We start from the raw sequence: 21,661 nt of genomic DNA, 5'->3' as shown, positions 1-21,661 counted from the left end.
CGGGCCGCGCGGGTGGGCCCACGCGGGCGGGCCGCCACGCGGGCCACGGGTCAGCGGGGCGTGGCGCCCACCCGGGCCAGGCGGTCGAGCAGGAAAACCTCGGTGCCGGCCAGGCCGGTCGAGCAGAAGACCGAGATCTGGTCCGCGCCGGTCCGGCCGGGAACCGCCCCCGCCAGCACCGCGCCCAGGTCGCGCAGCCGCCCGGCGTACGGCTCGACGGCGGCGAGCATCGGCGGCGCGTACGCGGCGGCCTGCGCCGGCGAGTCGGTGACCAGCACGTCGGCGGCGTCCAGCAGGTCGGTGCCGAACTCGTGCCGGTCGGCCTGCTTGAAACCGACCGTGTTGACGTGGGTGCCCGGGGCAAGGTCGGCGGCGGCCAGCACCGGTGTGGTGCTGGTGGTGGCGAGCACCACCACGTCCCGGCCGCGGACCGCCTCGGCGGCCGTACCGACCGCGCGGGCCGGCACGCCCAGCTCGGCACGGACCCGGGCGGCGAACGCCTCCCGGCGGGCCGCCGAACGGCTGTGTACGGTCACCTCGCGCAGCGGGCGGACCGCGGCGGCGGCCCAGACCTGGGTCCACGCCTGGCGGCCGGAGCCGACCACCCCGAGGGTGGCCGCGTCGGGGCGCGCGAGGGCGTCGACGGCCACCCCGCCCAGTCCCCCGGTACGCCGGGAACCCAGCTCCTCGCCGACCGCGATCGCCCGGACCGCCCCGCTGCACGCGTCGTGCAGCACGACCAGCTGCTCGCTCTCGGGGAGCCCGAAGGTGTCGTAGGAGCGGTAGCCGTACCACTGGCCGGTGAGGTGGCCGGCGGTGAGCACCATCCGCCCTCCGCCCAACGGGGCGGCCGCCCGCGGCGGAGCGACCAGCCGGCCCTCGTACGCGGCCAGCAATGCGTCCCGCATGGCGGCGACGGTGAACGGGGCGTCCAGGGCGGCGACATCCCCGTCGGAGTAGAGCAGGGTCATGCCGACCATGGTCCAACTTCAAGTTGACGTCAACTCCAGCCTTGGTGGCCTTTCTCACCGCGTCGGCCGACCATCGGGCGGCGGTGCTACGGTCGGCTGCGGCGGCACTGCCGCCCCGGACGAGTGGTGGGCGTACCCGGTCAGGCCAAGACGCCCCGCGAGACAAACCACCCGTCCCGGCCTTGGCGGCCGGGCCCACCCGCAGAGGTGACCCTCATGGCCTGGATCGTGCTGGTGTTCTCCGGGCTGCTGGAGACCGCGTGGGCGATCGCCCTCGACCGCAGCGCCGGCTTCAGCCGCCCTCTCCCCTCCCTCGTCTTCGTCGTCACGCTGGTGGCGAGCATGGCCGGCCTGGCGTACGCGTTGCGCGACATCCCGGTCGGCACCGGATACGTGGTCTGGGTGGGGATCGGGGCGGTGGGCACGGCGCTGGTCGGCATGCTCGCCCTGGACGAGCCGGCCAGCCTCCCCCGGATCGCCTGTCTGCTGCTGGTGGTCGCCGGCGTGGTCGGCCTCAAGCTCTTCAGCTGATTCTTGGCGTGATCCCGACGGTGAGCCGGGTATGCGGCCTACGCGGATGACTTCCCGCGCTGCGCCGACCTCACGGAGGACACCATGGCCGACCGCCACGCCACCGCCCGGCCGCGAAGCGGTGCGGCGCGCGTCTGCACGATTATCGCGTTCATCTTCGCGGTCATCGCGATCTTCTTCCTGCCGCCGTTGTTCGGCCTGGTCGGCCTGGTGCTCGGCATCGTCGGCGCGGTGCTCGGCGACAAGCCGCTCGGCTGGTGGGCCGCCGGGGCGAGCGTGGTCGGCGCCGTGATCGGCATAGTCATCGGGTATGCGATCTATCGCTCCTGATTCCCGGTGGCTCAGTCGTCGCCGCCGCGCAGGCCGGCCAGGACCTCCTCCAGCTCGTCCGGCTTGACCAGCACGTCGCGGGCCTTCGACCCCTCGGACGGCCCGACCACGCCCCGGGTCTCCATCAGGTCCATCAGCCGGCCCGCCTTGGCGAAACCGACCCGCAGCTTGCGCTGCAGCATCGACGTGGAACCGAACTGCGAGGTGACCACCAGCTCCACCGCCTGCACCAGCAGGTCGAGGTCGTCGCCGATGTCCTCGTCGATCTTCTTCTTGCTGTCCTGCGCCACGGTCAGCACGTCCGCGCGGAACTCCGGCTCGCGCTGGTCCTTGCAGAACTTCACCACGTCCTGGATCTCGCGCTCAGTCACCCAGGCGCCCTGGATCCGCAGCGGCTTCGACGCCCCCATCGGCAGGAAGAGGCCGTCACCGCGACCGAGCAGCTTCTCCGCGCCCGGCTGGTCGAGGATGACCCGCGAGTCGGCCAGGGAGGAGGTGGCGAAGGCCAGCCGGGACGGCACGTTCGCCTTGATCAGACCGGTGACCACGTCGACCGAGGGCCGCTGGGTGGCCAGCACCAGGTGGATGCCGGCGGCCCGGGCGAGCTGGGTGATCCGGACGACGGAGTCCTCCACGTCGCGCGGCGCGACCATCATCAGGTCGGCCAGCTCGTCCACGATCACCAGCAGGTACGGGTACGGTCGCAGCTCCCGCTCGCTGCCCGGCGGGGCCTTGATCTCGCCGGTGCGTACCTTGCGGTTGAAGTCGTCGATGTGCCGGACCCCGTTGGCGGCGAGGTCGTCGTAACGCATGTCCATCTCGCGGACGACCCAGTCCAGCGAGTCGGCCGCCTTCTTCGGGTTTGTCACGATCGGGGTGACCAGGTGCGGGATGCCCTCGTAGCCGGTCATCTCGACCCGCTTCGGGTCGATCAGCAGCAGCCGCACCTCGTCCGGAGTCGCCCGGGTCAAAATGGACACAAGCAGAGAATTCAGGCAACTGGATTTGCCCGCGCCGGTGGCCCCGGCGATGAGAATGTGAGGCATCTTCGCGAGATTGGCCACCACGTAGCCGCCCTCGATGTCCTTGCCCAACGCCACCACCATCGAATGGTGGTTGCCGGTGGCGGCCCGCGAGCGGAGCACGTCGCCGAGCGCCACGTTCTCCGGGTCGGTGTTCGGGATCTCCACGCCGACAGCGCTCTTGCCCGGGATCGGGCTGAGAATCCGCACGTCCGGCGACTTGACCGCGTACGCGATGTTGCGGGACAGCTGGGTGATCCGCTCCACCTTGACGCCGTGGCCCAGCTCGACCTCGTAGCGGGTGACCGTCGGGCCACGGGTGAAGCCGGTGACCGCCGCGTCCACGTCGAACTGTTCGAAGACGCCGGTCAGCGCGGCGATCACCTCATCGTTGGCCTTGCTCCGGGTCTTCGGCGCGGCACCGCTGCCCAGCATGTTTGCCGGCGGCAGCGTGTAGTCGCCGGCCAGCCCAGTGAGCGCGAGCTGCTCGGCCCGGGTGGGCAGCGGCGAGTGCTCCGGCGGCTCGGCCGGCTTGCGGCGCGCCGGCACCTTCGCCGGCCGCTTGCGCGGCAACACCAGGGTGTCCTGCAGATCAACGCCGTCGAGGTCGTCGGGGTCGTCGAGGTCGCCGTCCGGGTCCGCCGGATCCAGCGGCGGGGGGAGACGCTTGGCCGGCCGCTTGCGGGCCGGCTTCGGCTCCGGCTCCGCCTCGGCCTCGGCGTCGTCGGTGGCCGGCGCCCCGATCAGGCTGCCGGCGAGCAGCCCGAGCCGCTCCGGGATCTTGTTGATCGGGGTCGCGGTGACCACCAGCAGGCCGAAGACCAGCAGCAGGACGAGCAGCGGCACCGCCACCCAGGCGGTGACGGCCGCTTTCAGCAGGTCGCCCACGCCCGCGCCGAGCAGTCCACCCGCGTAGTCCCGCTGTCCCCCGTCGACCGGATCCTGTCCGATGTGCAGCATTGCCGCGGTGGCGAGCAGCATCGAGCCCCAGCCGACCAGGCCACGCCCGCGGTGCGCGGGATCGCCCGGGGTACGCAGCAGCCGCCAGGCACCGACCATCAGCAGCACCGGCACCACGATCGCGACCGCGCCGAGAAAGAGCCGCACGGTGTCGGCGAGACGGGCGCCGACCGGCCCGGCGCCGCCGAACCAGATACCCACCGCGCTGAGGATGGCGAGGCCGAACACCAGCAACCCGGCACCGTCGCGGCGATGCTCCGGATCCAGGTCACGGGCCGAGGCGGCGTGCCGTCCGGCGGCGCGGACCGCCCAGCCCAGGCCGTGCGCGACGCCCATCCACAGGGCACCGACCGCCCGGCCGACGTACGCCGCCGGGCTCGGCCGGGCCGCGGTCCGCCGCCGGGGCGTCGCCCGGGTGGCCTTCTTCGCCGGCTGACGGGCACGGCTGTTCGTGGTGCCACGCGGCGACGCGCCGCGCCGCCGGCTCGCCTGAGAGGTACGGCCCGCCATAGAGTCACCGTAACGGCGGGACCCGACGGATCGCCGCTTTCCGGGTCGTGTCCGCGCGTCGCAGCACGGACCACGGCGCAGTCTGTGTTATTCGCCTCAGAAGGGGTGGCCGATGGCGTCGCCGGAGATCGAGGACGGTCCGGACGGCCCCCTGGCCGGGCCCCCGCAGGCGTTGCGGCCACTGACCGGCGAGCTGATCGCCGCCGTGCTGGCCAACCGAGGGTACGCGGTGGCCGAGGACCCCGACGGCGATCTGGTGGGCCGCTGGGAGCAGGGCCTGATCTGGTTCCACCGCCGGGGCGTCGCCGAGGAGCTGCTGCAGGTGCGGACCGTCGCCGCGCACCGCTTCGGCATCGAGCGCGTCCCCGACCTGTACGCGTTCTGCAACTCCTGGAACCACGACCGGCTCTGGCCGAAGGCGTTCGTGCACGTCGCCGACGACGGGCTGGCCCAGGTCTGCGGTGAGGTGACCACCGACCTGGAGCGTGGGGTCACCCCACACCAGCTCGACCAGCTCATCGACTGCGGCATCACCACCGGCTGTCAGCTCGCCGCAGCCGTGAGCCGCCTGCCCGGCGGGTCGGTCCGGTGACCACCTCCCGCGACCGCGGCCTGGCCGACGCCCTCGCCGACGCTCGGGACCTGCCCGACGGCGAGGCCCGCTGCGCCGAGCTGGAGCGGATCGCCGCCCGGGCCGACGCGACCGACGACCCGCGTACCGGGCTGGCCGCACGGTTCGCGCTGATGGAGGCGTACCTGCACCTCGGCCAGCGGTGGCGGCTGGTCGAGCCGGTGCGCCGCAGCCTGGCCGCGCTCGACCGGACGCCCGGGCTGCTGGACGGCCGCCCCGGCGACGCGGAACAGCTGCACCGGCACCAGCGGCAGGCGGTGGAGGCGGTGTTCGGCACCCCACGGATCAGTCTGGACCAGGCCCGGTCCCTGATGGACGGGCTGGCCGACCGGCTCGGTCCGGACGCCGAGCCCGTGGCCGAGCTGCGCAGCCGACTCGCCGACCACCTCGGCGACGAGCCCACCGCCCGCCGGGAGTACGCCCGCTGGCACGACGACCGGTCCGGCGCGACCGACGCCGTCGCCGGCTGCCCCGGCTGCGCGCCGGCGCGGCGGGCCGAGCTGCTGGCCGGCTGGGGTGAGCCGGGGGCGGCCCTGACGGCGCTGCGGCCGGTGCTCGACGGCGAGGTGGGCTGCACCGACCAGCCGGAACGGGCCCTCGCGGCGGCACTGCTGCCCTGGCTACGCACCGGCGAGGTCACACGCGCCGCCCGGGCTCACGTATGGGCCTACCGCCGGCACCGCCGGGAGCGGGCGGCGTTCCCGGTGCTCGCCGCGCATCTGCGCTACTGCGCGCTCGGCGGGCACCTGGACCGTGGGCTGGGCCTGCTGGCCGAGCAACTGCCCAGACTGGACCAGCCCGCCGACGACCTGTCCGCCATGGAGTTCGCCGCGGCGGGCGCGCTGCTCTGCGGGCTGGCCGTCGAGGCCGGGCTCGGCGACCGGCGCATCCACCGCCCGGGGCACGGGCCACGGCCGGCGACCGAGGTGGAGGTGGCCACGCTGGGCGGCCAGCTCCAGGTGCTCGCCACCGAGCTGGCCGGCAGCTTCGACGCCCGTAACGGCACCGGGCACCAGTCCGGGCGGATCGCCTCCTGGCTGGCGGAACGACCGCTCGCCGACCCGGTGCCGCTGCCCGCCGAGGACGACGTCGACGACTGGCCCGATGACGACCCGGCCGAGCCGGGCCCGCCGGGCGAGGAGGAGCCGGTCCCGCTCACCCTGACGCTGCTCACCGCCGCCCTCGACGTACGCGGCGACGGCTACGCGGTGGCGCCGGACGGCACCGTGGTGGGCCGCTGGGGCGAGGCGGTGATCCAGTTCCGGCGGCTCGGGCAGCAGGGGGAGATCCTGCACGCCCGGGCGGTGGCGACCCGCCGGCTGCCGGCCGCCCGCCGCGCCGAGGCGTACGCGTTCTGCAACGCGTGGAACCACGACCGGCTGCTGCCGGCGGCGTACGTGCACGATCCCGGCGACGGGACGCTGGTGCTGGCCGCCGACGTCACCACCGACCTGACGCACGGGGTGGCCCCGGCGCAGCTCGTCGTGCTGGTGACGGCGGCGGCCAGCACCGGGGCCGCGTACGCCGAGGCGGTCGCCGCGCTGCCCTGACCGGCCGCCGGGTCAGACCTCGACGACCGTCGGGACGATCATCGGCCGCCGCCGGTACGCGTCGTTGACCCAGCGCCCGACAACGCGCCGGACGATCTGCTGGAGCTGGTGCGGGTCGGTGATGCCGTCCGCGGCGGCCCGGTTGAGCGCCTCGGTGACCAGCGGGACGACCGGGTTGAACGCCTCCGGGTCCTCGGAGAAGCCCTTCGCGGAGACGGTCGGGCCGCCGACCACCTTGCCGGTGACCGAGTCGACCACCACGGTGGCGGCGATGAAGCCGCCGTCGCCGAGGATCCGGCGCTCGGTGAGCAACGACTCGCTGACGTCACCGACGGCGAGGCCGTCGACGTAGACGTACCGGCTCTGCACGTGGCCGACCAGGCTGGCCCGCCCGTCGACCAGGTCGACGACGTCGCCGTCCTCGCAGAGGACCACCCGGTCCGGGGCGACGCCGGACTCGATGCCGAGCCGGGCGTGCGCCCGCAGGTGCCGCCACTCGCCGTGCACCGGCATGAGGTTGCTCGGGCGGGTGACGTTGAGCAGGTAGAGCAGCTCACCGGCGGGGGCGTGACCGGAGACGTGCACCTTGGCCACATCCTTGTGCACCACCACCGCGCCGGCCCGGGCCAGCCGGTTGATCACTCGGTAGACCGAGGTCTCGTTGCCGGGCACCAGCGAGCTCGCCAGCACGACGGTGTCGCCGGGGGCGATGGTGATGTGCCGGTGGTCGCCGCTGGCCATCCGGCCCAGCGCGCTCATCGGCTCGCCCTGCGAGCCGGTGGACATCAGCACGATCTGCTCGGGCGGCAGGCTGGTGGCCTCCTCCAGGCCGACCACCAGGCCGGGCGGGATGTTGAGCAGGCCAAGGTCGCGGGCGATGCCCATGTTGCGGACCATCGACCGGCCGATCAGCGCCACCTTGCGGCCGTGCTCGACGGCCGAGTCGAAGACCTGCTGCACCCGGTGCACGTGCGAGGCGAACGAGGCGACGATGATCCGGCCGCGCGCCTTGGCGAAGATCGAGTCCAGTACCGGGCCGATCTCCCGCTCGGGGGTGACGAAGCCGGGGATCTCCGCGTTGGTGGAGTCCGACAGCAGCAGGTCCACGCCCTCGGCGCCGAGCCGGGCGAAGCCGGCCAGGTCGGTGATCCGGCCGTCCAGCGGAAGCTGGTCCATCTTGAAGTCGCCGGTGTGCAGCACCAGGCCGGCGCCGGTGCGGATGGCCACCGCGAGCGCGTCCGGGATGGAGTGGTTGACGGCGAAGAACTCGCACTCGAACGGGCCGAGCCGCTCTCGCTCCCCCTCCCGCACGGTCAACGTGTACGGCTGGATCCGCCGCTCGGCCAGCTTCGCCTCGACCAGGGCCAAGGTGAACTGGGAGCCGACCAGCGGGATGTCCGTCTTGTGGGCGAGCAGGTACGGCACCGCGCCGATGTGGTCCTCGTGCCCGTGGGTGAGCACGATCGCCTGGACGTCGTCGAGCCGGTCCAGGATCGGACCGAAGTCGGGCAGGATCAGGTCCACGCCCGGCTGCTCGACGTCGGGGAAGAGCACCCCGCAGTCGACGATCAGCAGCTTGCCGTCGTACTCGAAGACGGTCATGTTCCGGCCGATGGCGCCGAGTCCGCCGAGCGGAATGATCCGCAGGCCGCCTTCCGGCAGCGGCGGGGGAAGTTCACCCTCGATGTGCGCCTCGGTCACGCGTCCACCTCATTCTGCGACGCCGTCGCCCGGCGTCCGTCGTGTCGTTCGATCATTCGGGAAGTGCCAGGCCCGCCGCCGCGCAATCGGCGCGCAACTGGGCCAGTTCGTCGGCGGTGGCGTCCACCATCGGCGGGCGCACCGGGCCGGCCGGCAGGCCCTTGGCCGCCAGACCCGCCTTGACCAGGATCACGCCCTGGGTACGGAAGATGCCGGTGTACAGCGGCAGCAGCCGCCGGTGCAGGGCGAGGGCGGTGCCGACGTCGCCCGCCTCGTACGCCTCGATCATCTGCTTGGTCAGCATCCCGGTGAAGTGCGTCGAGGTGCCGACGACGCCGACCGCGCCGACCGCGAGGGCGGGCAGGGTCAGCGAATCCTCACCGCTGTAGTAGGCCAGGTCGCTGCGCGCGAGCACCTCGGAGCTGGCGGCGAGGTCGCCCTTGGCGTCCTTGACCGCGACGATCCGGCCGTGCTCAGCCAGCCGCAGCAGGGTGTCGGTGGCGATCGCGGTGCCGGCCCGGTGCGGGATGTCGTACAGCATGATCGGCAGGCCGGTGGCGTCGGCGACCGCGGTGAAGTGCCGCAGCAGGCCGCTCTGCGGCGGCTTGTTGTAGTACGGCGTGACCACCAGCAGGCCGTGCGCGCCGGCCTTCTCCGCCTGCGCGGCCAGCTCGATGGTGTGTCGGGTGTCGTTGGTGCCGACCCCGGCGAGGATCCGGGCCCGGTCGCCGACCGCCTCCACCACGGCCCGGATCAGGGCCTCCTTCTCGGCGTCGGTGGTGGTCGGGGACTCCCCGGTGGTGCCGTTGAGCACCAGCGCGTCGTTGCCCTGCTCGTCGACGAGGTGCCGGGCGAGCCGGTCGGCGCCGTCCAGGTCGAGCGACCCGTCGGCGGTGAACGGGCTCACCATGGCCGTGATCAGTCGCCCGAACGGGCGCGACGCGTCCCGGTCGGGAGCGGCAGGGTGGTCGTGCGTCATGTTCACAACCTAGCGGACGACCACCGGGGGCCCGGCGGCGAAGGGCGCAGGAGTCACTCGACGTGCGGGCTGGCCGCGACCTCGGTGCCGTCGGGCAGGGTGGAGATCACGAAGTCGGCGAAGACGTTCGGCGCGACCTCCTGGAGCTGCCGCAGGCACTCCACGGCCAGCTCACGGATCTCCACGTCGGCGTGCTCGGTGGCCCGCATCTTGATGAAGTGCCGCCAGGCCCGGTAGTTGCCGGTGACCACGATCCGGGTCTCGGTGGCGTTGGGCAGCACCGCCCGCGCCGCCTGCCGGGCCTGCTTGCGGCGCAGCGTCGGGTTGGGCTCGTCGGTGAAGCGCTCCTCCAGGCCCGCCAACAGCTCGGTGTACGCCCGCACAGCCGCGTCGGTCGCCTCGACGAACTTCTTGTGCAGCTCCGGGTCCTCGGCGATCACCGCGGGCTCGACCATGGCCGCGTCCCGCTCCGGCACGTACCGCTGGGAGAGCTGGGAGTACGAGAAGTGCCGGTGCCGGATCAGCTCGTGGGTGAAGGACCGGGAGACCCCGCTGAAGTAGAAGCTCACCGAGCCGTGCTCCAGCACGCTCAGGTGGCCGACGTCGAGGATGTGCGCGAGGTAGCCGGCGTTGGTCGCGGTGGCCGGGTTCGGCTTCTTCCAGCTCTGGTAGCAGGCCCGGCCGGCGAACTCGGCGAGGGCCTGACCGCCCTCCGCGTCGGTCGACCACGGCACCTCGTCCGGGGCCTGGAACTGGGTCCACGCGATGAGCTTGACCTGGGGCTGCACCATGTCCGGCATTCCTGCGACTGTAGTGGCCGGTGGGCCTCCGACGAAACTCGGGCACGCCGACGTGAGACGCCGCACGAGCTGCCCCGCGCCGGGCGGGGCGGGTCAGACGTAGAGCGAGGTGAACGGGGCCCAGGGCAGGTTGCGGGCCACTGAGAAGGCGAGCCACGCGACGAGGAAGCCGCCGAGCACCTTCGGGCTGAACCGCAGCTCCGGCAGCCGCCAGCCGAACGCTTGGTTACCCGCCCAGGCGACGAAGAGGTACGCCAGGAAGGGCAGCGCGAAGACGAAGAGGAAATGGTGCCGGGCGGCGGCCGGCAGGTCGGCGTGCAGTACGTACCAGAGGGCTCGGGTGCCGCCGCAACCCGGGCAGTCCAGCCCGGTGGTGAGCTTGAGCAGGCAGGTCGGCGCGGCATCCGGGGCGCTGTGGGTGGGGTTGCTCAGCAGCGCGTACGCCATGCCCAGGCCGACGCAGCCCACTGCGGCGAGGGGCACCGCCCAGCGCGGGGCGCGGGCATGCAGCCGCAACACGAAGCGGGTGAACCGGTCCGGCTCGACCGGTTGGTATGCCACTCCGTCGGGCCAGGGCGTCGACCCGGGGTCGGGGCTCGGCTGCGGGTCGGGTGCGGCGGCCGGCCGGTCAACGCTCGTCACGACGCTCACCGTACACCCGCCACGCTGGCCAGCGCGGCGGCCAGCGGAGGCGCCAGATCGCCGGCGACCGGCGGGGTGACCGCGTCCAGGCCGAGCCAACCGGCCAGCCGGTAGAGCTCGGCGGCGAGCGCCACCGAGGTCTCCCCCGGGTCGGCCCCCGGCTCCACCCAGGCGGCCGGCACCAGCAGCACCCCCGCCTTCCGGTCGGCCTTCAGGTCGACCCGGGCGGTGAACCGCTCGCCCTGCAGGAAGGGCAGCACGTAGTAGCCGTGCACCCGCTGCGGGGCGGGCACGTAGATCTCGATCCGGTAGGTGAAACCGAACAGCCGCTCGGCGCGGGCCCGCTCCCAGACCAGCGGGTCGAACGGGCTGACCAGGGTGTTGCCGCGGACCCAGCGGGGCAGCCGGGCCTGCGCGTGCAGGTAGGCCGGCTGCCGCCAGCCCTGCACCTCGACCGGGGTCAGCTCGCCCGCCTCGACCAGCTCGGCGATCGCCCGCCGGGCCCCGGCCAGCGGCAGCCGGAAGTAGTCACGCAGCTCCGGCTCGGCCGCGACGCCCAACGACCGGGCGGCGACCGCCACCAGGGCGCGGTGCGCGTCGGCGTCGGCCGGGGTGGGCGCGTCCACCACGGCGGCCGGCAGCACCCGCTCGGGCAGGTCGTAGCGGCGGGCGAACGAGGTGGTGCGGTCGGCCGCGGTCACCTCGCCGGCCCAGAACAGGAACTCCAGTGCCCGCTTGACCGAGGACCAGTTCCACCCCCAGTGGCCCGTCACCCGGGGCGCGTCATGCTCGATCTCGGCGGCGGTGAGCGGCCCCCGGGCGGCCACCTCGTCGCGGACCCGGGCGACCAGCTCGGGCTGCTCCTGGGCGATCCGGCGCATCCCGCCCCACGCCTCGTCCCGGGCTCGGGCCATCCGCCAACGCAGCGCCGGCTGCAGACCGACCGGGATCAGCGACGCCTCGTGCCCCCAGTATTCGAACAGGTCCCGGGGGCGCCGGTAGGCGGCGGTGTCGAGCAGCTCGGTCGGGTAGGGCCCGAGCCGGCTGTAGAGCGGCAGGTAGTGGGCCCGCTGCAGGACGTTGACCGAGTCCATCTGGATCAGCCCGACCCGGTCGAGCACCCGGCGCAGGTGCCGGCGGGTGGGCACCCCGGCGGGTGGCGGGTCGGCGAAGCCCTGGGCGGCCAGGGCGACCCGGCGGGCCTGGGCGAGCGAGAGCGAATCCGGTGCGGCCATCGTCGGGCACCCTAATTCAAGGGTGCGACACGCTGGACCCGCCGGGCCGCTGGGGCGTAGAACGGACAGATGCCCACCATCCGTCGCGAGGGGCCGGACGACGCCGAGGCGATCGCCCGGGTGCACGTGCACGGCTGGCAGGCCGGGTACGCCGGGATCATGCCGGACGAGGTGCTGCGCCGGCTCAATCCGGCCGCCTGGGCGCAGCGCCGCCGGGACCTCGGCACCGCCGACCCGGCGCACCCGTTCGTCACCCTGCTCGCCGAGGTCGACGGGGTGGTCGCCGGGTTCGCCACCTTCGGCCCGTACCGGAACAACCAGGACCGCGACGACCTCGACCACCGGTACGGCGAGATCCTGGCGATGTACGTCGAGCCGGCGTATTGGGGCACCGGGACCGGCCGCGAGTTGCTGGCGGCAGCCCGGGGCGGCCTGGCCGAACGGGACTGGACGGACTATCGGCTCTGGGTGCTCGCCGACAACGCCCGGGCCCGCCGCTTCTACGAGCGGGCCGGGCTGTCACCGGACGGTGCCGAGAGCACCTATCCGGTGCCGCTGTCCGGCGGACGCGACCCGGTGCGGCTGCGGGAGTTGCGCTACGCCGCCCGTCTCGACGGCTGAGGTACGCCGCTGGGCGGGCGCGCCACGGGCCGGCGTGGCCGGGTGGCGGATCGGCAGGCCGAGCAGCAGCCCCAGGCTGATCCAGACGTACGTGTTGCTGCCGAGGAAGCCGGTCACCCCGCCGAAGTCCTCGTCGAACCGCCAGATGATCCGACTGATCAGCAACACGTACCCGATGGTCGCGGCGGCCAGCAGGATCGGGCGGCGGCCGCTTCGCGCGGGGGCCGCCATGCCGTTGTCGACCAGCAGGATCAGCGCGGGCAGCAGCCAGACCAGGTGGTGCACCCAGGTCACCGGGCTGACCAGGCACATGGTGATGCCGGTCAGGGCGAAGCCGACGGCCTCGTCGCCGGCGGCCGACGCGGCGCGGGAGCGCCACACCCAGGCGGCCAGGGTGGCGAGCACCAGCACCAGCCAGGCGACGCTGCGCGGGTGTGCCGGGTCCAGCCGGGCGAGCACCCCGCGCAGCGACTGGTTGGAGACGAACGCCAGCTCGCCCACCCGGTCGGTGTTCCACAACGCCGAGGTCCAGAACTCGCGGGAGGCGTCCGGAAAGAGCGCGCCGGCGAGCAGGGTGGCCCCGGCCGCCGCGCCCATCGCGGTGAACGCGGCCCGCCAGCGCCCGGTGACCAGCAGGTAGACGATGAAGATGCCCGGGGTCAGCTTGATCGCGGTGGCCAGTCCGACGCCCGCCCCGGCCCACCGGCTGCCCGCCGGCAGCCACCGCAGCAGATCCACCGCCACCACGAAGAGCAGCAGCATGTTGACCTGGCCGAAGCTGACCGTCTCGCGCATCGGCTCGTAGGCGGCGGCCAGGCAGAGCGCCACCGCGAGGGCGAACCAACGGGTCCAGCCGCAGCGGCGGGCGATCGGGTCGACCAGCCACCAGATGACCACGATGCTGACCACCACCGTGGCGACCAGGCTCACCATGGTCGCCACCTGCCACGACAGTAAGACCATCGGCAGCATGACCAACGCGGCGAACGGCGGGTAGGTGAAGCCGTACGGGCTGCCGGGCTTGAGGAAGTCGTAGATCTCCCCGCCGTGCACCCACCAGGTCAGCGCGCCGTGGTAGACCTTGAGGTCGAAGAACTCGTGCCGCACGGCCTTTTCCGACAGGAAGGCGGCCACCGCGACGGCGAGCACCACCACGGCGACGACCTGCGTGATCGTCCGCCTGGCACCCTGCGCCACCGTCGTCTCCCTCGCCCTGCGTAGGCTCACGTGCCATGGCACTCGGGTACGTCCGCCCCGCGCGTCCGGAGGACGCGGGCGAGATCGCACGCATCCAGCTCGCTACCTGGCGGGTCGCGTACCGCCGGATCCTGCCCCGTCACGTGCTCGACAACCTGGACGAGGCTTACCTCGCCCGGCGATGGAGCGCGGCGGTGCAGGAGCCGCCCTCGGGCGCGCACCGGGTGCTGGTCGCCGTCGAACAGGCCGAACAATCGTATCTGGTGGGGTTCGTGGCGGCCGGTCCGGCCGACGCCGAGGCGCTCGCGCCGGGTGAACCGGCCGACGCGCTCGGCGACGGGGTGGTCGCGGTGACCGACCTGCTGGTCGAGCCGCGCTGGGGCCGGCGCGGGCACGGCAGCCGGCTGCTCGCGGCCGTCGTCGACCACTGGCGGGAGGATGGCTTCACCCGGGCGGTGGCCTGGGCGTTCGACGCGGACGCGGCGACCCGGAAGTTCCTCACCTCGACCGGCTGGGAGCCGGACGCCGCCGCCCGCGCCATCGATGTCGACGACATGCTGGTCCCCCAGCTCCGGCTGCACGTCGCCGTGCCTACCGAGGCGTCGGCGGAGAGCTGAGCCGTCAGCCCTTGTCGGTGCCCTCGTTGGCGCCACGGACGAAGTACCGCTGGAAGATCGCGAAGAGGACCGCCACCGGGATGGTGGCCAGCAGCGCCGCGCCGAGCTTGAGCGGATACTGGTTGCCCTTGCCGAGCGAGCCGCTGAACAGGTCGGCCAGGCCCCGGGGCAGGGTGAACAGGTCCGGGCTCTGCACCGCGACCAGGCTGTGCGGGAACTCGTTCCAGGAACCCTGGAACGACAGGATGGTCAGCGTGATCAGGGCCGGCTTCGCCATCGGCAGCACCACCGACCAGTAGGTGCGGAAGATGCCGGCGCCGTCGATCCGGGCCGCCTCCTCCACGCTGACCGGGACCGACTCGAAGAACTGTTTCATGATGAAGACGCCGGCGGCGTCCGCGAGCAGCGGCACGACCAGGCCGCTGTAGCTGTCGTAGAGGCCGAGCTGCTTGAGTACCAGGAACTTCGGGATCAGCAGCACCACGCCAGGGACGGCCATCACCGCGATGATCGCGGCGAAGAGCCCGGCCCGGCCGCGGAACCGCAGGCGGGCCAGGGCGTAGCCGGCCAGCGAGTCGAAGAACACCCGGCCCACCGTCACCAGCACCGTGACCAGCACCGAGTTGCCCAGCCAGAGCGGGAAATTGGTGCCGCCGAAGATCCGCTCAAAGGCGGCCAGTGTCACCGGATCGGGGATCGGCGACAGCCCGTTCGCCGCCGCGTCCGGCTCGGTCTTGAGCGAGTTGGCGATCTGGATGACGAACGGGTAGAGGAAGACCAGCCCGAAGAAGATCAGGATGGCGTACCCGAGGATTCTGTTGACCAGGGTGCGGGCGGCGCGGGCGCCGCGGCGCCCGGACGCCGCCTCGACCGGCGGCCGCTGGGTCAGCACGTCCATGTCAGGACTCCTCAGAAACGCGCCGCCGCCACCACCGGCCGCGCCGGGGCCTGTCCCGGTCGGCCACCACCCGGCGCTGGATCAGGGTGAAGACGATGATGATCAGGAAGAGAACGAACGCGATCGCCGCACCTCGGCCGTAGTCGAACTCCCGGAACGCGGCCCGGTACGACAGGTAGGCCGGGGTGAGCGTGGTCTTGGCCGGGTCGCCCTGACTCATCACATAGACCTGGTCGAAGACCTGCCAGGAACCGATCAGGCCGAGGGTGAGCACCAGAAACATGGTCGGCTTGATCATCGGCAGGGTGACGTGCCGGAACCGCTGCCAGCGGTTCGCCCCGTCGATGGTGCTGGCCTCCTCCAGCGACACCGGAACGTTCTGCAGCGCGGCGAGGAACATCAGCATGAAGGTGCCCGAGGTGGTCCAGATCACCAGGCTGATGATCGTGGTCATCCCGACGCTCGGCCCGGCGAGCCAGTCCCACCAGGTCAGCCCGAACGGGCCGCCGTTGGTCAACGCGGCGGGCGGCGAGTCCACGCCGACCGCGCCGAGCAGCAGGTGCAGCACCCCACGGGAGTCGGAGAACCACTGCGGCCCGTCGATGCCGAAGACGCGGAGCAGCGCGTTCACCGCGCCGCCGTTGGTGAACATAAAGAGGAAGACCACGCTGATCGCCACCGAACTGGTGACCGAGGGGAAGTAGAACGCGGTCCGGAAGAAGGTCTTCCCCTTCAGCATCCGGTTGTTGACCACCAGGGCGAGACCGAGGGCGAGCACCGTCTGGGTCGGCACCACCACCGCCACGTAGTAGAGGTTGTTCCGGATGCTGGTCATGAAGTCCCGGCGCGCCAGCCCGTCCTCGGTGAACAGCCGGGTGTAGTTCTTCGCGCCGACGAACGGCACGTCGGCGGTGAACGGACTGCCCTGCCCGTTCCAGCCGGTGAGGCTCACCCAGAGCGCCATCAGGATCGGCAGCAGCAGGAAGAGCCCGAGGATCACGATGACCGGCGCGACGAAGAGCCAGCCCGCGATCTGCTCGTTGCTCCGGATGCCGCCACCCCGTCGCTGGCGGCGCGCCGGGCCGGTCGTCGGCGCGGTCGCCGTAGTGGCGAGCGCGTCCATCGCCATCCCCTCCCTTCCGTCGAAGGCGGGCCGGAGGGCCCGGTGTGCACCGGGCCCTCCGGCCGCGCTCAGCCTCAGCCGCCGAGCGCGGCCTTGAAGTTCTTGTCGAAGTTCTGCAGGATCTGCTTCGGGTCGCCGTTGGCCAGGCCCTGCAGGCCGGCGTCGAGGTCGCTGAGGACGCTGTCCATCTTCGGGGCGTTCACCGGGCCCTGGGCGTACGCGGCGCCGCCGATGAACGCCTGGTCGGCCGGGAAGGCCTGGGAGTACTGGTCGCTGACGGACTGCCGGGACGGCATCACGCCGAACGCCTTGGCGAAGGTGATCTGCTGGTCGCCGGCGGTCATCGCCTCGACGAACTTGATCGCCTGCTCCTTGTACTTGCTCTTGGCCGCGATCCCCCAGCAGTTGGTGAAGGAGAGCGTGCCCTTGCCCGTCGGCCCGGCGGGCATCTCGATGACCTTGTACTTCACGGTCGGGAAGTCGTTCTGCAGGGCGCCCTTGATCCAGTTGCCCTCGATGGCCATCACGGCCTTGCCCTTGCCGAACGCCTCACCGGCCCAGCCCGCGTCGAGCTGCTTCGGGAACTTCGCGTAACCGCTGGTGAGCAGCGTCTTGACGTACTCGAGGGCGGCCAGGTTCTCCGGGGTGTCCGCGGTGGGCTGCTTGCCGTCCTTGCTGGTCCACCAGCCGCCGTTCTCCACCAGGAAGGCGCCGATGCGGTCCCGGGTGTCACCGATGGCCAGCGGCACCATGCCCTTCGCCTTGATCTTCTGGCTGACGGCGGTGAGCTGCTCCCAGGTGGTCGGCAGGTCGGCGTCGGTCAGCCCGGCCTTCGCCCACAGGTCGGTGTTGACCTGCAGGGCCAGGGTGGAGAAGTCCTTCGGCGCGCAGTAGAACTTCCCGTCGTAGGTGAACGCGTTCCGCAGGCTCTCGTAGAAGTCGTTCGAGTTGTTGATCTTGTCACCGTACGGTTCGAGGGCGCCGACGCTGGCGTAGTCGGCGAACCGACCGGCGTCGACGTAGAAGACGTCCGGCGGGGTACCACCGGCCAGGGCCTGGCCGAGCTGCTGGACGAGGTCCTGGGCCGGGGTGACGGTGGCGGTGTTGCCGGAGCTGCTCGCCCACTTGGCGGCGGCGTCCTGCACGGCCTTGGTCTCCGCGTCGCCGGAGGAGCCGATCATGATCTGGAGGTCGGCCGGGCCGCTGGACTGCTTGGTGTCCTTGGCGGAGTCGTCGAAGCCGCTGCCGCAGGCGGCGGAGCCGAAGAGGGCGACGGCGGCGAGTCCGGCCACCGCTGCCCGGGTGAGGGTCCGAGGTGTCATCTCATTCTCCTGATTGGGGGTGTGTGGTCACGCGGTGTGCCGGAGCACGAGCGTGGGACAGAGCAGCACATGAGGGTCGGTCGGTTGCCCGTCGAGCTGGCCGGTGAGCAGCTCGACGCAGCGCGCGGCGGCGGCCGCGAGCGGCTGGCTGACGCTGGTCAGCCCGATCGCGGCGGCCACCGGGGTGTCGTCGAAACCGGTGACCGCGACGGGGACCGCCGTGTCGCGGACGGCCCGGAGCGCGCCGAGAGCGAGTGAGTCGCTGACGCAGACCACCGCCGTCGACGGCTCGTCGGCGGCGAGCAGGGCGCGCATCTCCCGCTCGCCGTGGGTGATGCCGTCCTCGGTCTCGCGGTTCAGTGCGGCGCCGTCGAGGCCGGCCGCCGCCATGGTGGTACGCCAGCCGGCACGCCGGTCGTCGCCCACGCCGGAGCCTTCCGGCCAGCCGATGAAGGCGATCCGGCGGTGGCCGGCCTCGAGGAGCCGCCGGGTCGCCTGGGCGGTGCCGTCGGCGCCGTCGACGTCGACCCAGGGGTGTGACTCCGGGTCGTCCCAGGGCCGACCGAAGGTCACGAACGGCACCCCCCGCTCAGCCAGCCAGGCGGTACGCGGATCGCCGTGGTCGGTGCCGGTGAGCACGAACCCGTCCAGGTCGTACGCGCTGAGCAGGTCGTCGAAGGTGGCGATCTCGTGGTCGTCACCGGTGGCGGAGTAGAGCAGGACCCGATAGCCGGCGGCCTCGGCGGTCTCGGTGAGCCCGTGCAGGAAACGGTCGAGCACCGAACCGTTGATGCCGTCCTGGGTGGGCTCGATCCGGACGGCGATGAGCTGGGAGCGCCCGGTCCGCATCTGCCGGGCGGCCTGGTTGGCCCGGTAGCCGAGCACGGCGATCGCCTCCTGCACCCGCCGCCGGGTTTCCTCGCGGACGATGTGCGGCGCGTTGAGCACGTTGGAGACCGTCTGCCGGCTCACCTGGGCGTGCCGGGCCACCGTCGCGATGGTCACCTTTTCTGCCACGTAATCCCTCTCGCCACCTTGAACGATCCAACCCCGATGCGGCAGGATTAGATCGTTCAAGTTTCTGGAATGTTTCGCACTTTGCACCGGGCCTGCCGCATCTGTCAAGACGTCCGGCCCACCGATCAGCCCCCCAGGAGTTCCCCGTGTCCGAACGCCACCTGCAACCCCTGCTGCACGACCTGGTCGGGGTGGTCCATGCCCCCACCAGCGCGCTGGGCGACGCGGCGGGCCAGATCCGGCCGAGCGGCGTCCAGGGCGTCTTCCACGCCGACGCCCGGGTGCTCTCCCGCGCCGAGCTGCGGGTCGACGACCGGGAGCCGGAGGCGGTGACCCGCGGCCCCGCCGGCCCGCACGGGGCCCGCTTCGTCACCCTGGCCCGCTGGCTCGGCGACCCCGGAGCCGACCCGACCGTCCGCATCGACCGGACCCGGCAGGCCGGCCCGCACGGCGTCACCGAGGAACTGCACGTCTCCTCCACCGCCGCCGTCCCGGTCCAGGCCACGGTCAGCGTCGACCTCGGCTGCGACCTCGCCCCGATCGAGCTGGTCAAATCCGGTAACAGCGGATCACCGCTGGAGGCCAAGGCCGGCGAGCCCGGCCGCATCGAGTGGGCCGCCGAGGGCCTGATCGTCACGGTGACCGGCGAGGCGGCCACCGTCGACGCCACCGGCGACCGGGCCGTCGCCCCCCGACTCAGCTGGCCGGTCGAGCTGCCCCCGCGCGGATCCGTCACGCTGCGCTGGCGGCTCGCCGTCACCGACCCGAAGGCCGTCGTGGCCGCCCCGCCCGCCGCCCCGGACTGGTCCGTGCCGGAGGTACGCGCCGACGACCGCCGCCTGGTCCGGCTCCTCGACCGCTCCCTGGCCGACCTGCGCGGGCTGCGGCTGACCGATCCCGCCCATCCCGAGGACGTCTTCCTCGGCGCCGGGGTGCCGTGGTTCCTCACCCTGTTCGGCCGGGACAGCCTCTGGGCCGCCCGGATGATGCTGCCGCTCGGCACCGGACTGGCCGCCGGGACGCTGCGGGTCCTCGCGCGCCGGCAGGGCACCAAGACCGACCCGGCCACCGGCGAGGCGCCCGGCAAGATTCTGCACGAGCTGCGCCGCCACGAGTTCGCCCTGCCCGCCCACGAGCTACGGCTGCCGCCCGCCTACTACGGCACGGTCGACGCCACCCTGCTCTGGGTCAACCTGCTGCACGACGCCTGGCGCTGGGGTCTGCCCGCCGACCAGGTCGAGCCCCTGCTCCCGCACCTGGAGGCGGCGCTGCGCTGGCTCGGCGAGCACGCCGACGCCGACGGCGACGGCTTCGTCGAGTACATCGACACCACCGGCCACGGCCTGGCCAACCAGGGCTGGAAGGACTCCGGCGACTCGATCCGCTTCCGCGACGGCCGGCTGGCCCAGTCGCCCATCGTGCTGTCCGAGGTGCAGGGGTACGCGTACCAGGCGGCGATGAACGGGGCCGCCCTGCTCGACGCCTTCGGCCGTCCCGGCGCCGACCGCTGGCGCGAACACGCCGACCAGCTCGCCCGACAGTTCCGCGCCGCGTTCTGGGTCGACGGCCGGTACGGCCCGCAGCCCGCGCTCGCGCTGGACCGGGACAAGCGCCCTGTCGACTCGCTGACCAGCAACATCGGTCACCTGCTCGGCACCGGGCTGCTGTCGGACGACGAGTCGGCACAGGTGGCGGCGCTGCTGTCCACCGAGACGCTGGCCGGGGGCTTCGGGCTACGCACCATGTCCACCGACGACGCCGGGTTCAGCCCGCTGTCGTACCACTGCGGTTCGATCTGGACGCACGACACCGCGATCGCGCTCGACGGGCTGGCCCGGGCCGGCTTCGCCGAGGCCGCGCTGCGCCTCGCCGACGGCCTGCTCGGTGCCGCCGAGGCGTTCGACTACCGCCTGCCCGAGCTGTACGGCGGCGATGACCGGGCGGCGCTCGGCCGCCCGGTCGAGTACCCGGCGGCGTGCCGCCCGCAGGCGTGGTCGGCGGCGGCCGCGGTGACGCTGCTCCAAGCCGGCGTCGGCCTCTACCCCGACGTGCCGGGCGGCCGGGTGCAGGTACGCCCGTTGGCCGGCCCCGAGCTGGGCGCGCTCGCCGTCGACGGCCTGCGGATCGCCGGCACCCCGGTCACCGTGGACGTCGACCGCGCCGGCCACCCCACGGTCACCGGCCTCCCTGCCAACCTGACCGTGTCGACCACCCCGCCCATCCCCACCCCCCGGACGCCGGCCGAAACCCCCTCCCCCACCTCCTGACCGCTGGCCCCACCCGGTTGATCAAGGAGTTCGCGTCAGAACCTGGCTCCTCCGCGACGCAAACTCCTTGATCAACGGGGTAGTTCGGCGACCAGTTCGTCGTCTTCCATGGCGCCGGTGGGGTGGAAGTTGAGGGAGCGGTAGAGGGCGGCGGCCTGGGTGTTGTCGGGGTGGTAGCTGAGGCGGATCGGGTGGCCCTGGGTGGCGAGCCAGTCGGCGAGGGTGCGTACGGTGGCCCGGCCGACGCCCCGGTGCTGCTCGGCGGCGTCGATCACCATGCCGCCGATCCAACGCGAACCGTCGTCGTCCACGCCCCACATGACGTGCCCGACCACCGTCTCGTCCGCGTACACGGCCAGCGAGGTCCACACGTCCGAGCGCATGGTCAGCAGCAGGTAGCGGGCGGCCAGGGCCGGCACCCAGGCGCGCTGGTCGTCGCGGGGTGCGACGTCGGCCACGGCCCGCCAGTTGTCGTCGTCGACCGGCCGCAGGGTCACCCGCCGGCCGGCACGGTCGCACAGCCCAGAATTGATCATGAAGGTGAGCCTAGACGCGACCCGGCCGGCCGACGAACGGTTTCGGCGGCCGGCGAAGGATGTCCGGCCGGATGACGCCGGGTTTCCGGCGGCCGGTGAAGGGGGTCCGGCCGGATGACGCCGGGTTTCCGGCGGCCGGTGAAGGGGGTCCGGCCGGATGACGCCGGGTTTCCGGCGGCCGGTGAAGGGGGTCCGGCCGGA

20 protein-coding genes and 1 riboswitch are annotated in these 21,661 nt (G+C 72.8%); of the genes, 7 read left to right on the top strand and 13 right to left on the bottom strand.

Translation table 11 applies throughout. From position 1 onward, the window contains the following. Nucleotides 1-50: 50 nt before the first annotated feature. Nucleotides 51-971: an ornithine cyclodeaminase family protein gene (locus tag AB0C02_RS10885; RefSeq protein WP_357543488.1), complete on the bottom strand. Its 921-nt coding sequence runs from the start codon at nt 969-971 to the stop codon at nt 51-53. A 95-nt stretch (nt 972-1,066) separates the two neighbouring features. Continuing rightward, a riboswitch (guanidine-III (ykkC-III) riboswitch) is annotated at nt 1,067-1,131 on the top strand. A gap of 56 nt (nt 1,132-1,187) precedes the next feature. Here AB0C02_RS10885 and AB0C02_RS10880 point away from each other — a divergent pair. Both AB0C02_RS10880 and AB0C02_RS10875 read left to right on the top strand, forming a co-directional pair. Continuing rightward, entirely contained in the window at nt 1,188-1,502 is a 315-nt protein-coding gene (locus AB0C02_RS10880; RefSeq protein ID WP_357543486.1) for an SMR family transporter, read from the top strand. Between the two features lie 84 nt (nt 1,503-1,586). Then, nucleotides 1,587-1,832, top strand: a complete 246-nt coding sequence (locus tag AB0C02_RS10875) for a hypothetical protein (protein ID WP_357543484.1) — start codon at nt 1,587-1,589, stop codon at nt 1,830-1,832. Between the two features lie 11 nt (nt 1,833-1,843). Here AB0C02_RS10875 and AB0C02_RS10870 read toward each other — a convergent pair whose 3' ends face one another. Continuing rightward, nucleotides 1,844-4,324 carry a DNA translocase FtsK 4TM domain-containing protein gene (locus AB0C02_RS10870; RefSeq protein ID WP_357543482.1) on the bottom strand — a complete coding sequence of 827 codons (2,481 nt, stop codon included), beginning with the start codon at nt 4,322-4,324 and terminating at the stop codon, nt 1,844-1,846. A 112-nt stretch (nt 4,325-4,436) separates the two neighbouring features. On the opposite strand from AB0C02_RS10870, the gene AB0C02_RS10865 reads away from it, so the two are divergent. Further along, nucleotides 4,437-4,916: a YbjN domain-containing protein gene (locus tag AB0C02_RS10865; RefSeq protein WP_357543480.1), complete on the top strand. Its 480-nt coding sequence runs from the start codon at nt 4,437-4,439 to the stop codon at nt 4,914-4,916. Continuing rightward, nucleotides 4,913-6,505 (top strand): YbjN domain-containing protein, encoded by a 1,593-nt coding sequence (locus AB0C02_RS10860; RefSeq protein WP_357543478.1) that lies wholly within the window; start codon nt 4,913-4,915, stop codon nt 6,503-6,505. The genes AB0C02_RS10865 and AB0C02_RS10860 overlap by 4 nt, the downstream gene beginning before the upstream one ends. A 12-nt stretch (nt 6,506-6,517) precedes the next feature. Here AB0C02_RS10860 and AB0C02_RS10855 read toward each other — a convergent pair whose 3' ends face one another. From AB0C02_RS10855 to AB0C02_RS10835, 5 genes are all read right to left on the bottom strand, one after another. Continuing rightward, nucleotides 6,518-8,206: a ribonuclease J gene (locus AB0C02_RS10855; RefSeq protein WP_357543476.1), complete on the bottom strand. Its 1,689-nt coding sequence runs from the start codon at nt 8,204-8,206 to the stop codon at nt 6,518-6,520. 52 nt (nt 8,207-8,258) lie between these two features. Continuing rightward, on the bottom strand, nt 8,259-9,185 hold the full coding sequence (dapA, locus tag AB0C02_RS10850) for a 4-hydroxy-tetrahydrodipicolinate synthase (protein WP_357543474.1): 927 nt from the start codon (nt 9,183-9,185) through the stop codon (nt 8,259-8,261). A gap of 53 nt (nt 9,186-9,238) precedes the next feature. Then, entirely contained in the window at nt 9,239-9,976 is a 738-nt protein-coding gene (thyX, locus tag AB0C02_RS10845) for an FAD-dependent thymidylate synthase (RefSeq protein ID WP_357544522.1), read from the bottom strand. A 102-nt stretch (nt 9,977-10,078) separates the two neighbouring features. Beyond that, nucleotides 10,079-10,636: a DUF2752 domain-containing protein gene (locus tag AB0C02_RS10840; RefSeq protein WP_357543472.1), complete on the bottom strand. Its 558-nt coding sequence runs from the start codon at nt 10,634-10,636 to the stop codon at nt 10,079-10,081. Beyond that, nucleotides 10,633-11,862, bottom strand: coding sequence for a crosslink repair DNA glycosylase YcaQ family protein (locus AB0C02_RS10835; RefSeq protein WP_357543470.1), 1,230 nt, complete (start codon nt 11,860-11,862; stop codon nt 10,633-10,635). Before AB0C02_RS10835 ends, AB0C02_RS10840 begins: the two co-directional genes overlap by 4 nt. 69 nt (nt 11,863-11,931) lie before the next feature. Here AB0C02_RS10835 and AB0C02_RS10830 point away from each other — a divergent pair, with 69 nt between their 5' ends. After that, the gene (locus tag AB0C02_RS10830; protein ID WP_357543468.1) at nt 11,932-12,483 is read left to right on the top strand and encodes a GNAT family N-acetyltransferase; all 552 of its coding nucleotides are present in this window, start codon (nt 11,932-11,934) and stop codon (nt 12,481-12,483) included. Here the strand turns inward: AB0C02_RS10830 and AB0C02_RS10825 are convergent. Continuing rightward, nucleotides 12,382-13,680, bottom strand: coding sequence for a glycosyltransferase 87 family protein (locus AB0C02_RS10825; protein WP_357543466.1), 1,299 nt, complete (start codon nt 13,678-13,680; stop codon nt 12,382-12,384). The two genes, AB0C02_RS10830 and AB0C02_RS10825, sit on opposite strands and share 102 nt — an antisense overlap. 35 nt (nt 13,681-13,715) lie before the next feature. Here AB0C02_RS10825 and AB0C02_RS10820 point away from each other — a divergent pair, with 35 nt between their 5' ends. After that, nucleotides 13,716-14,297: a GNAT family N-acetyltransferase gene (locus tag AB0C02_RS10820; protein WP_357543464.1), complete on the top strand. Its 582-nt coding sequence runs from the start codon at nt 13,716-13,718 to the stop codon at nt 14,295-14,297. Nucleotides 14,298-14,301: 4 nt separating this feature from the next. On the opposite strand, the gene AB0C02_RS10815 is transcribed toward AB0C02_RS10820, so the two are convergent. From AB0C02_RS10815 to AB0C02_RS10800, 4 genes are all read right to left on the bottom strand, one after another. Next, nucleotides 14,302-15,195: a carbohydrate ABC transporter permease gene (locus tag AB0C02_RS10815; protein WP_357543463.1), complete on the bottom strand. Its 894-nt coding sequence runs from the start codon at nt 15,193-15,195 to the stop codon at nt 14,302-14,304. A gap of 1 nt (nt 15,196) precedes the next feature. Next, nucleotides 15,197-16,318: a sugar ABC transporter permease gene (locus tag AB0C02_RS10810; RefSeq protein WP_357543461.1), complete on the bottom strand. Its 1,122-nt coding sequence runs from the start codon at nt 16,316-16,318 to the stop codon at nt 15,197-15,199. A gap of 74 nt (nt 16,319-16,392) precedes the next feature. After that, nucleotides 16,393-17,640, bottom strand: a complete 1,248-nt coding sequence (locus tag AB0C02_RS10805) for an extracellular solute-binding protein (RefSeq protein WP_357543459.1) — start codon at nt 17,638-17,640, stop codon at nt 16,393-16,395. 27 nt (nt 17,641-17,667) lie between these two features. Then, entirely contained in the window at nt 17,668-18,657 is a 990-nt protein-coding gene (locus AB0C02_RS10800; protein WP_357543457.1) for a LacI family DNA-binding transcriptional regulator, read from the bottom strand. A 146-nt stretch (nt 18,658-18,803) separates the two neighbouring features. Here AB0C02_RS10800 and AB0C02_RS10795 point away from each other — a divergent pair, with 146 nt between their 5' ends. Further along, nucleotides 18,804-20,924 carry a glycogen debranching N-terminal domain-containing protein gene (locus AB0C02_RS10795; RefSeq protein ID WP_357543455.1) on the top strand — a complete coding sequence of 707 codons (2,121 nt, stop codon included), beginning with the start codon at nt 18,804-18,806 and terminating at the stop codon, nt 20,922-20,924. A gap of 71 nt (nt 20,925-20,995) precedes the next feature. On the opposite strand, the gene AB0C02_RS10790 is transcribed toward AB0C02_RS10795, so the two are convergent. Continuing rightward, complete coding sequence (locus AB0C02_RS10790) at nt 20,996-21,460, bottom strand: GNAT family N-acetyltransferase (protein ID WP_357543453.1); 465 nt, start codon at nt 21,458-21,460, stop codon at nt 20,996-20,998. Nucleotides 21,461-21,661: the final 201 nt, after the last annotated feature.

The organism is Micromonospora sp. NPDC048999 (assembly GCF_040649295.1).
In the GTDB taxonomy this organism is placed as follows: domain Bacteria; phylum Actinomycetota; class Actinomycetes; order Mycobacteriales; family Micromonosporaceae; genus Micromonospora.
Note: the sequence above shows the minus strand (reverse complement) of the source record. Positions and strands in the feature narration are given on the sequence as shown.

What these genes read in the sequence shown, in the direction of transcription:
- AB0C02_RS10880 (WP_357543486.1), top strand. Translation starts at nt 1,188, where the DNA reads ATGGCCTGGATCGTGCTGGTGTTCTCCGGGCTGCTGGAGACCGCGTGG.
- AB0C02_RS10805 (WP_357543459.1), bottom strand. Translation starts at nt 17,640, where the DNA reads ATGACACCTCGGACCCTCACCCGGGCAGCGGTGGCCGGACTCGCCGCC.
- AB0C02_RS10820 (WP_357543464.1), top strand. Translation starts at nt 13,716, where the DNA reads ATGGCACTCGGGTACGTCCGCCCCGCGCGTCCGGAGGACGCGGGCGAG.
- dapA (WP_357543474.1), bottom strand. Translation starts at nt 9,185, where the DNA reads ATGACGCACGACCACCCTGCCGCTCCCGACCGGGACGCGTCGCGCCCG.
- AB0C02_RS10870 (WP_357543482.1), bottom strand. Translation starts at nt 4,324, where the DNA reads ATGGCGGGCCGTACCTCTCAGGCGAGCCGGCGGCGCGGCGCGTCGCCG.
- AB0C02_RS10885 (WP_357543488.1), bottom strand. Translation starts at nt 971, where the DNA reads ATGACCCTGCTCTACTCCGACGGGGATGTCGCCGCCCTGGACGCCCCG.
- AB0C02_RS10815 (WP_357543463.1), bottom strand. Translation starts at nt 15,195, where the DNA reads ATGGACGTGCTGACCCAGCGGCCGCCGGTCGAGGCGGCGTCCGGGCGC.
- AB0C02_RS10790 (WP_357543453.1), bottom strand. Translation starts at nt 21,460, where the DNA reads ATGATCAATTCTGGGCTGTGCGACCGTGCCGGCCGGCGGGTGACCCTG.
- AB0C02_RS10830 (WP_357543468.1), top strand. Translation starts at nt 11,932, where the DNA reads ATGCCCACCATCCGTCGCGAGGGGCCGGACGACGCCGAGGCGATCGCC.
- AB0C02_RS10875 (WP_357543484.1), top strand. Translation starts at nt 1,587, where the DNA reads ATGGCCGACCGCCACGCCACCGCCCGGCCGCGAAGCGGTGCGGCGCGC.
- AB0C02_RS10865 (WP_357543480.1), top strand. Translation starts at nt 4,437, where the DNA reads ATGGCGTCGCCGGAGATCGAGGACGGTCCGGACGGCCCCCTGGCCGGG.
- AB0C02_RS10835 (WP_357543470.1), bottom strand. Translation starts at nt 11,862, where the DNA reads ATGGCCGCACCGGATTCGCTCTCGCTCGCCCAGGCCCGCCGGGTCGCC.
- thyX (WP_357544522.1), bottom strand. Translation starts at nt 9,976, where the DNA reads ATGGTGCAGCCCCAGGTCAAGCTCATCGCGTGGACCCAGTTCCAGGCC.
- AB0C02_RS10810 (WP_357543461.1), bottom strand. Translation starts at nt 16,318, where the DNA reads ATGGACGCGCTCGCCACTACGGCGACCGCGCCGACGACCGGCCCGGCG.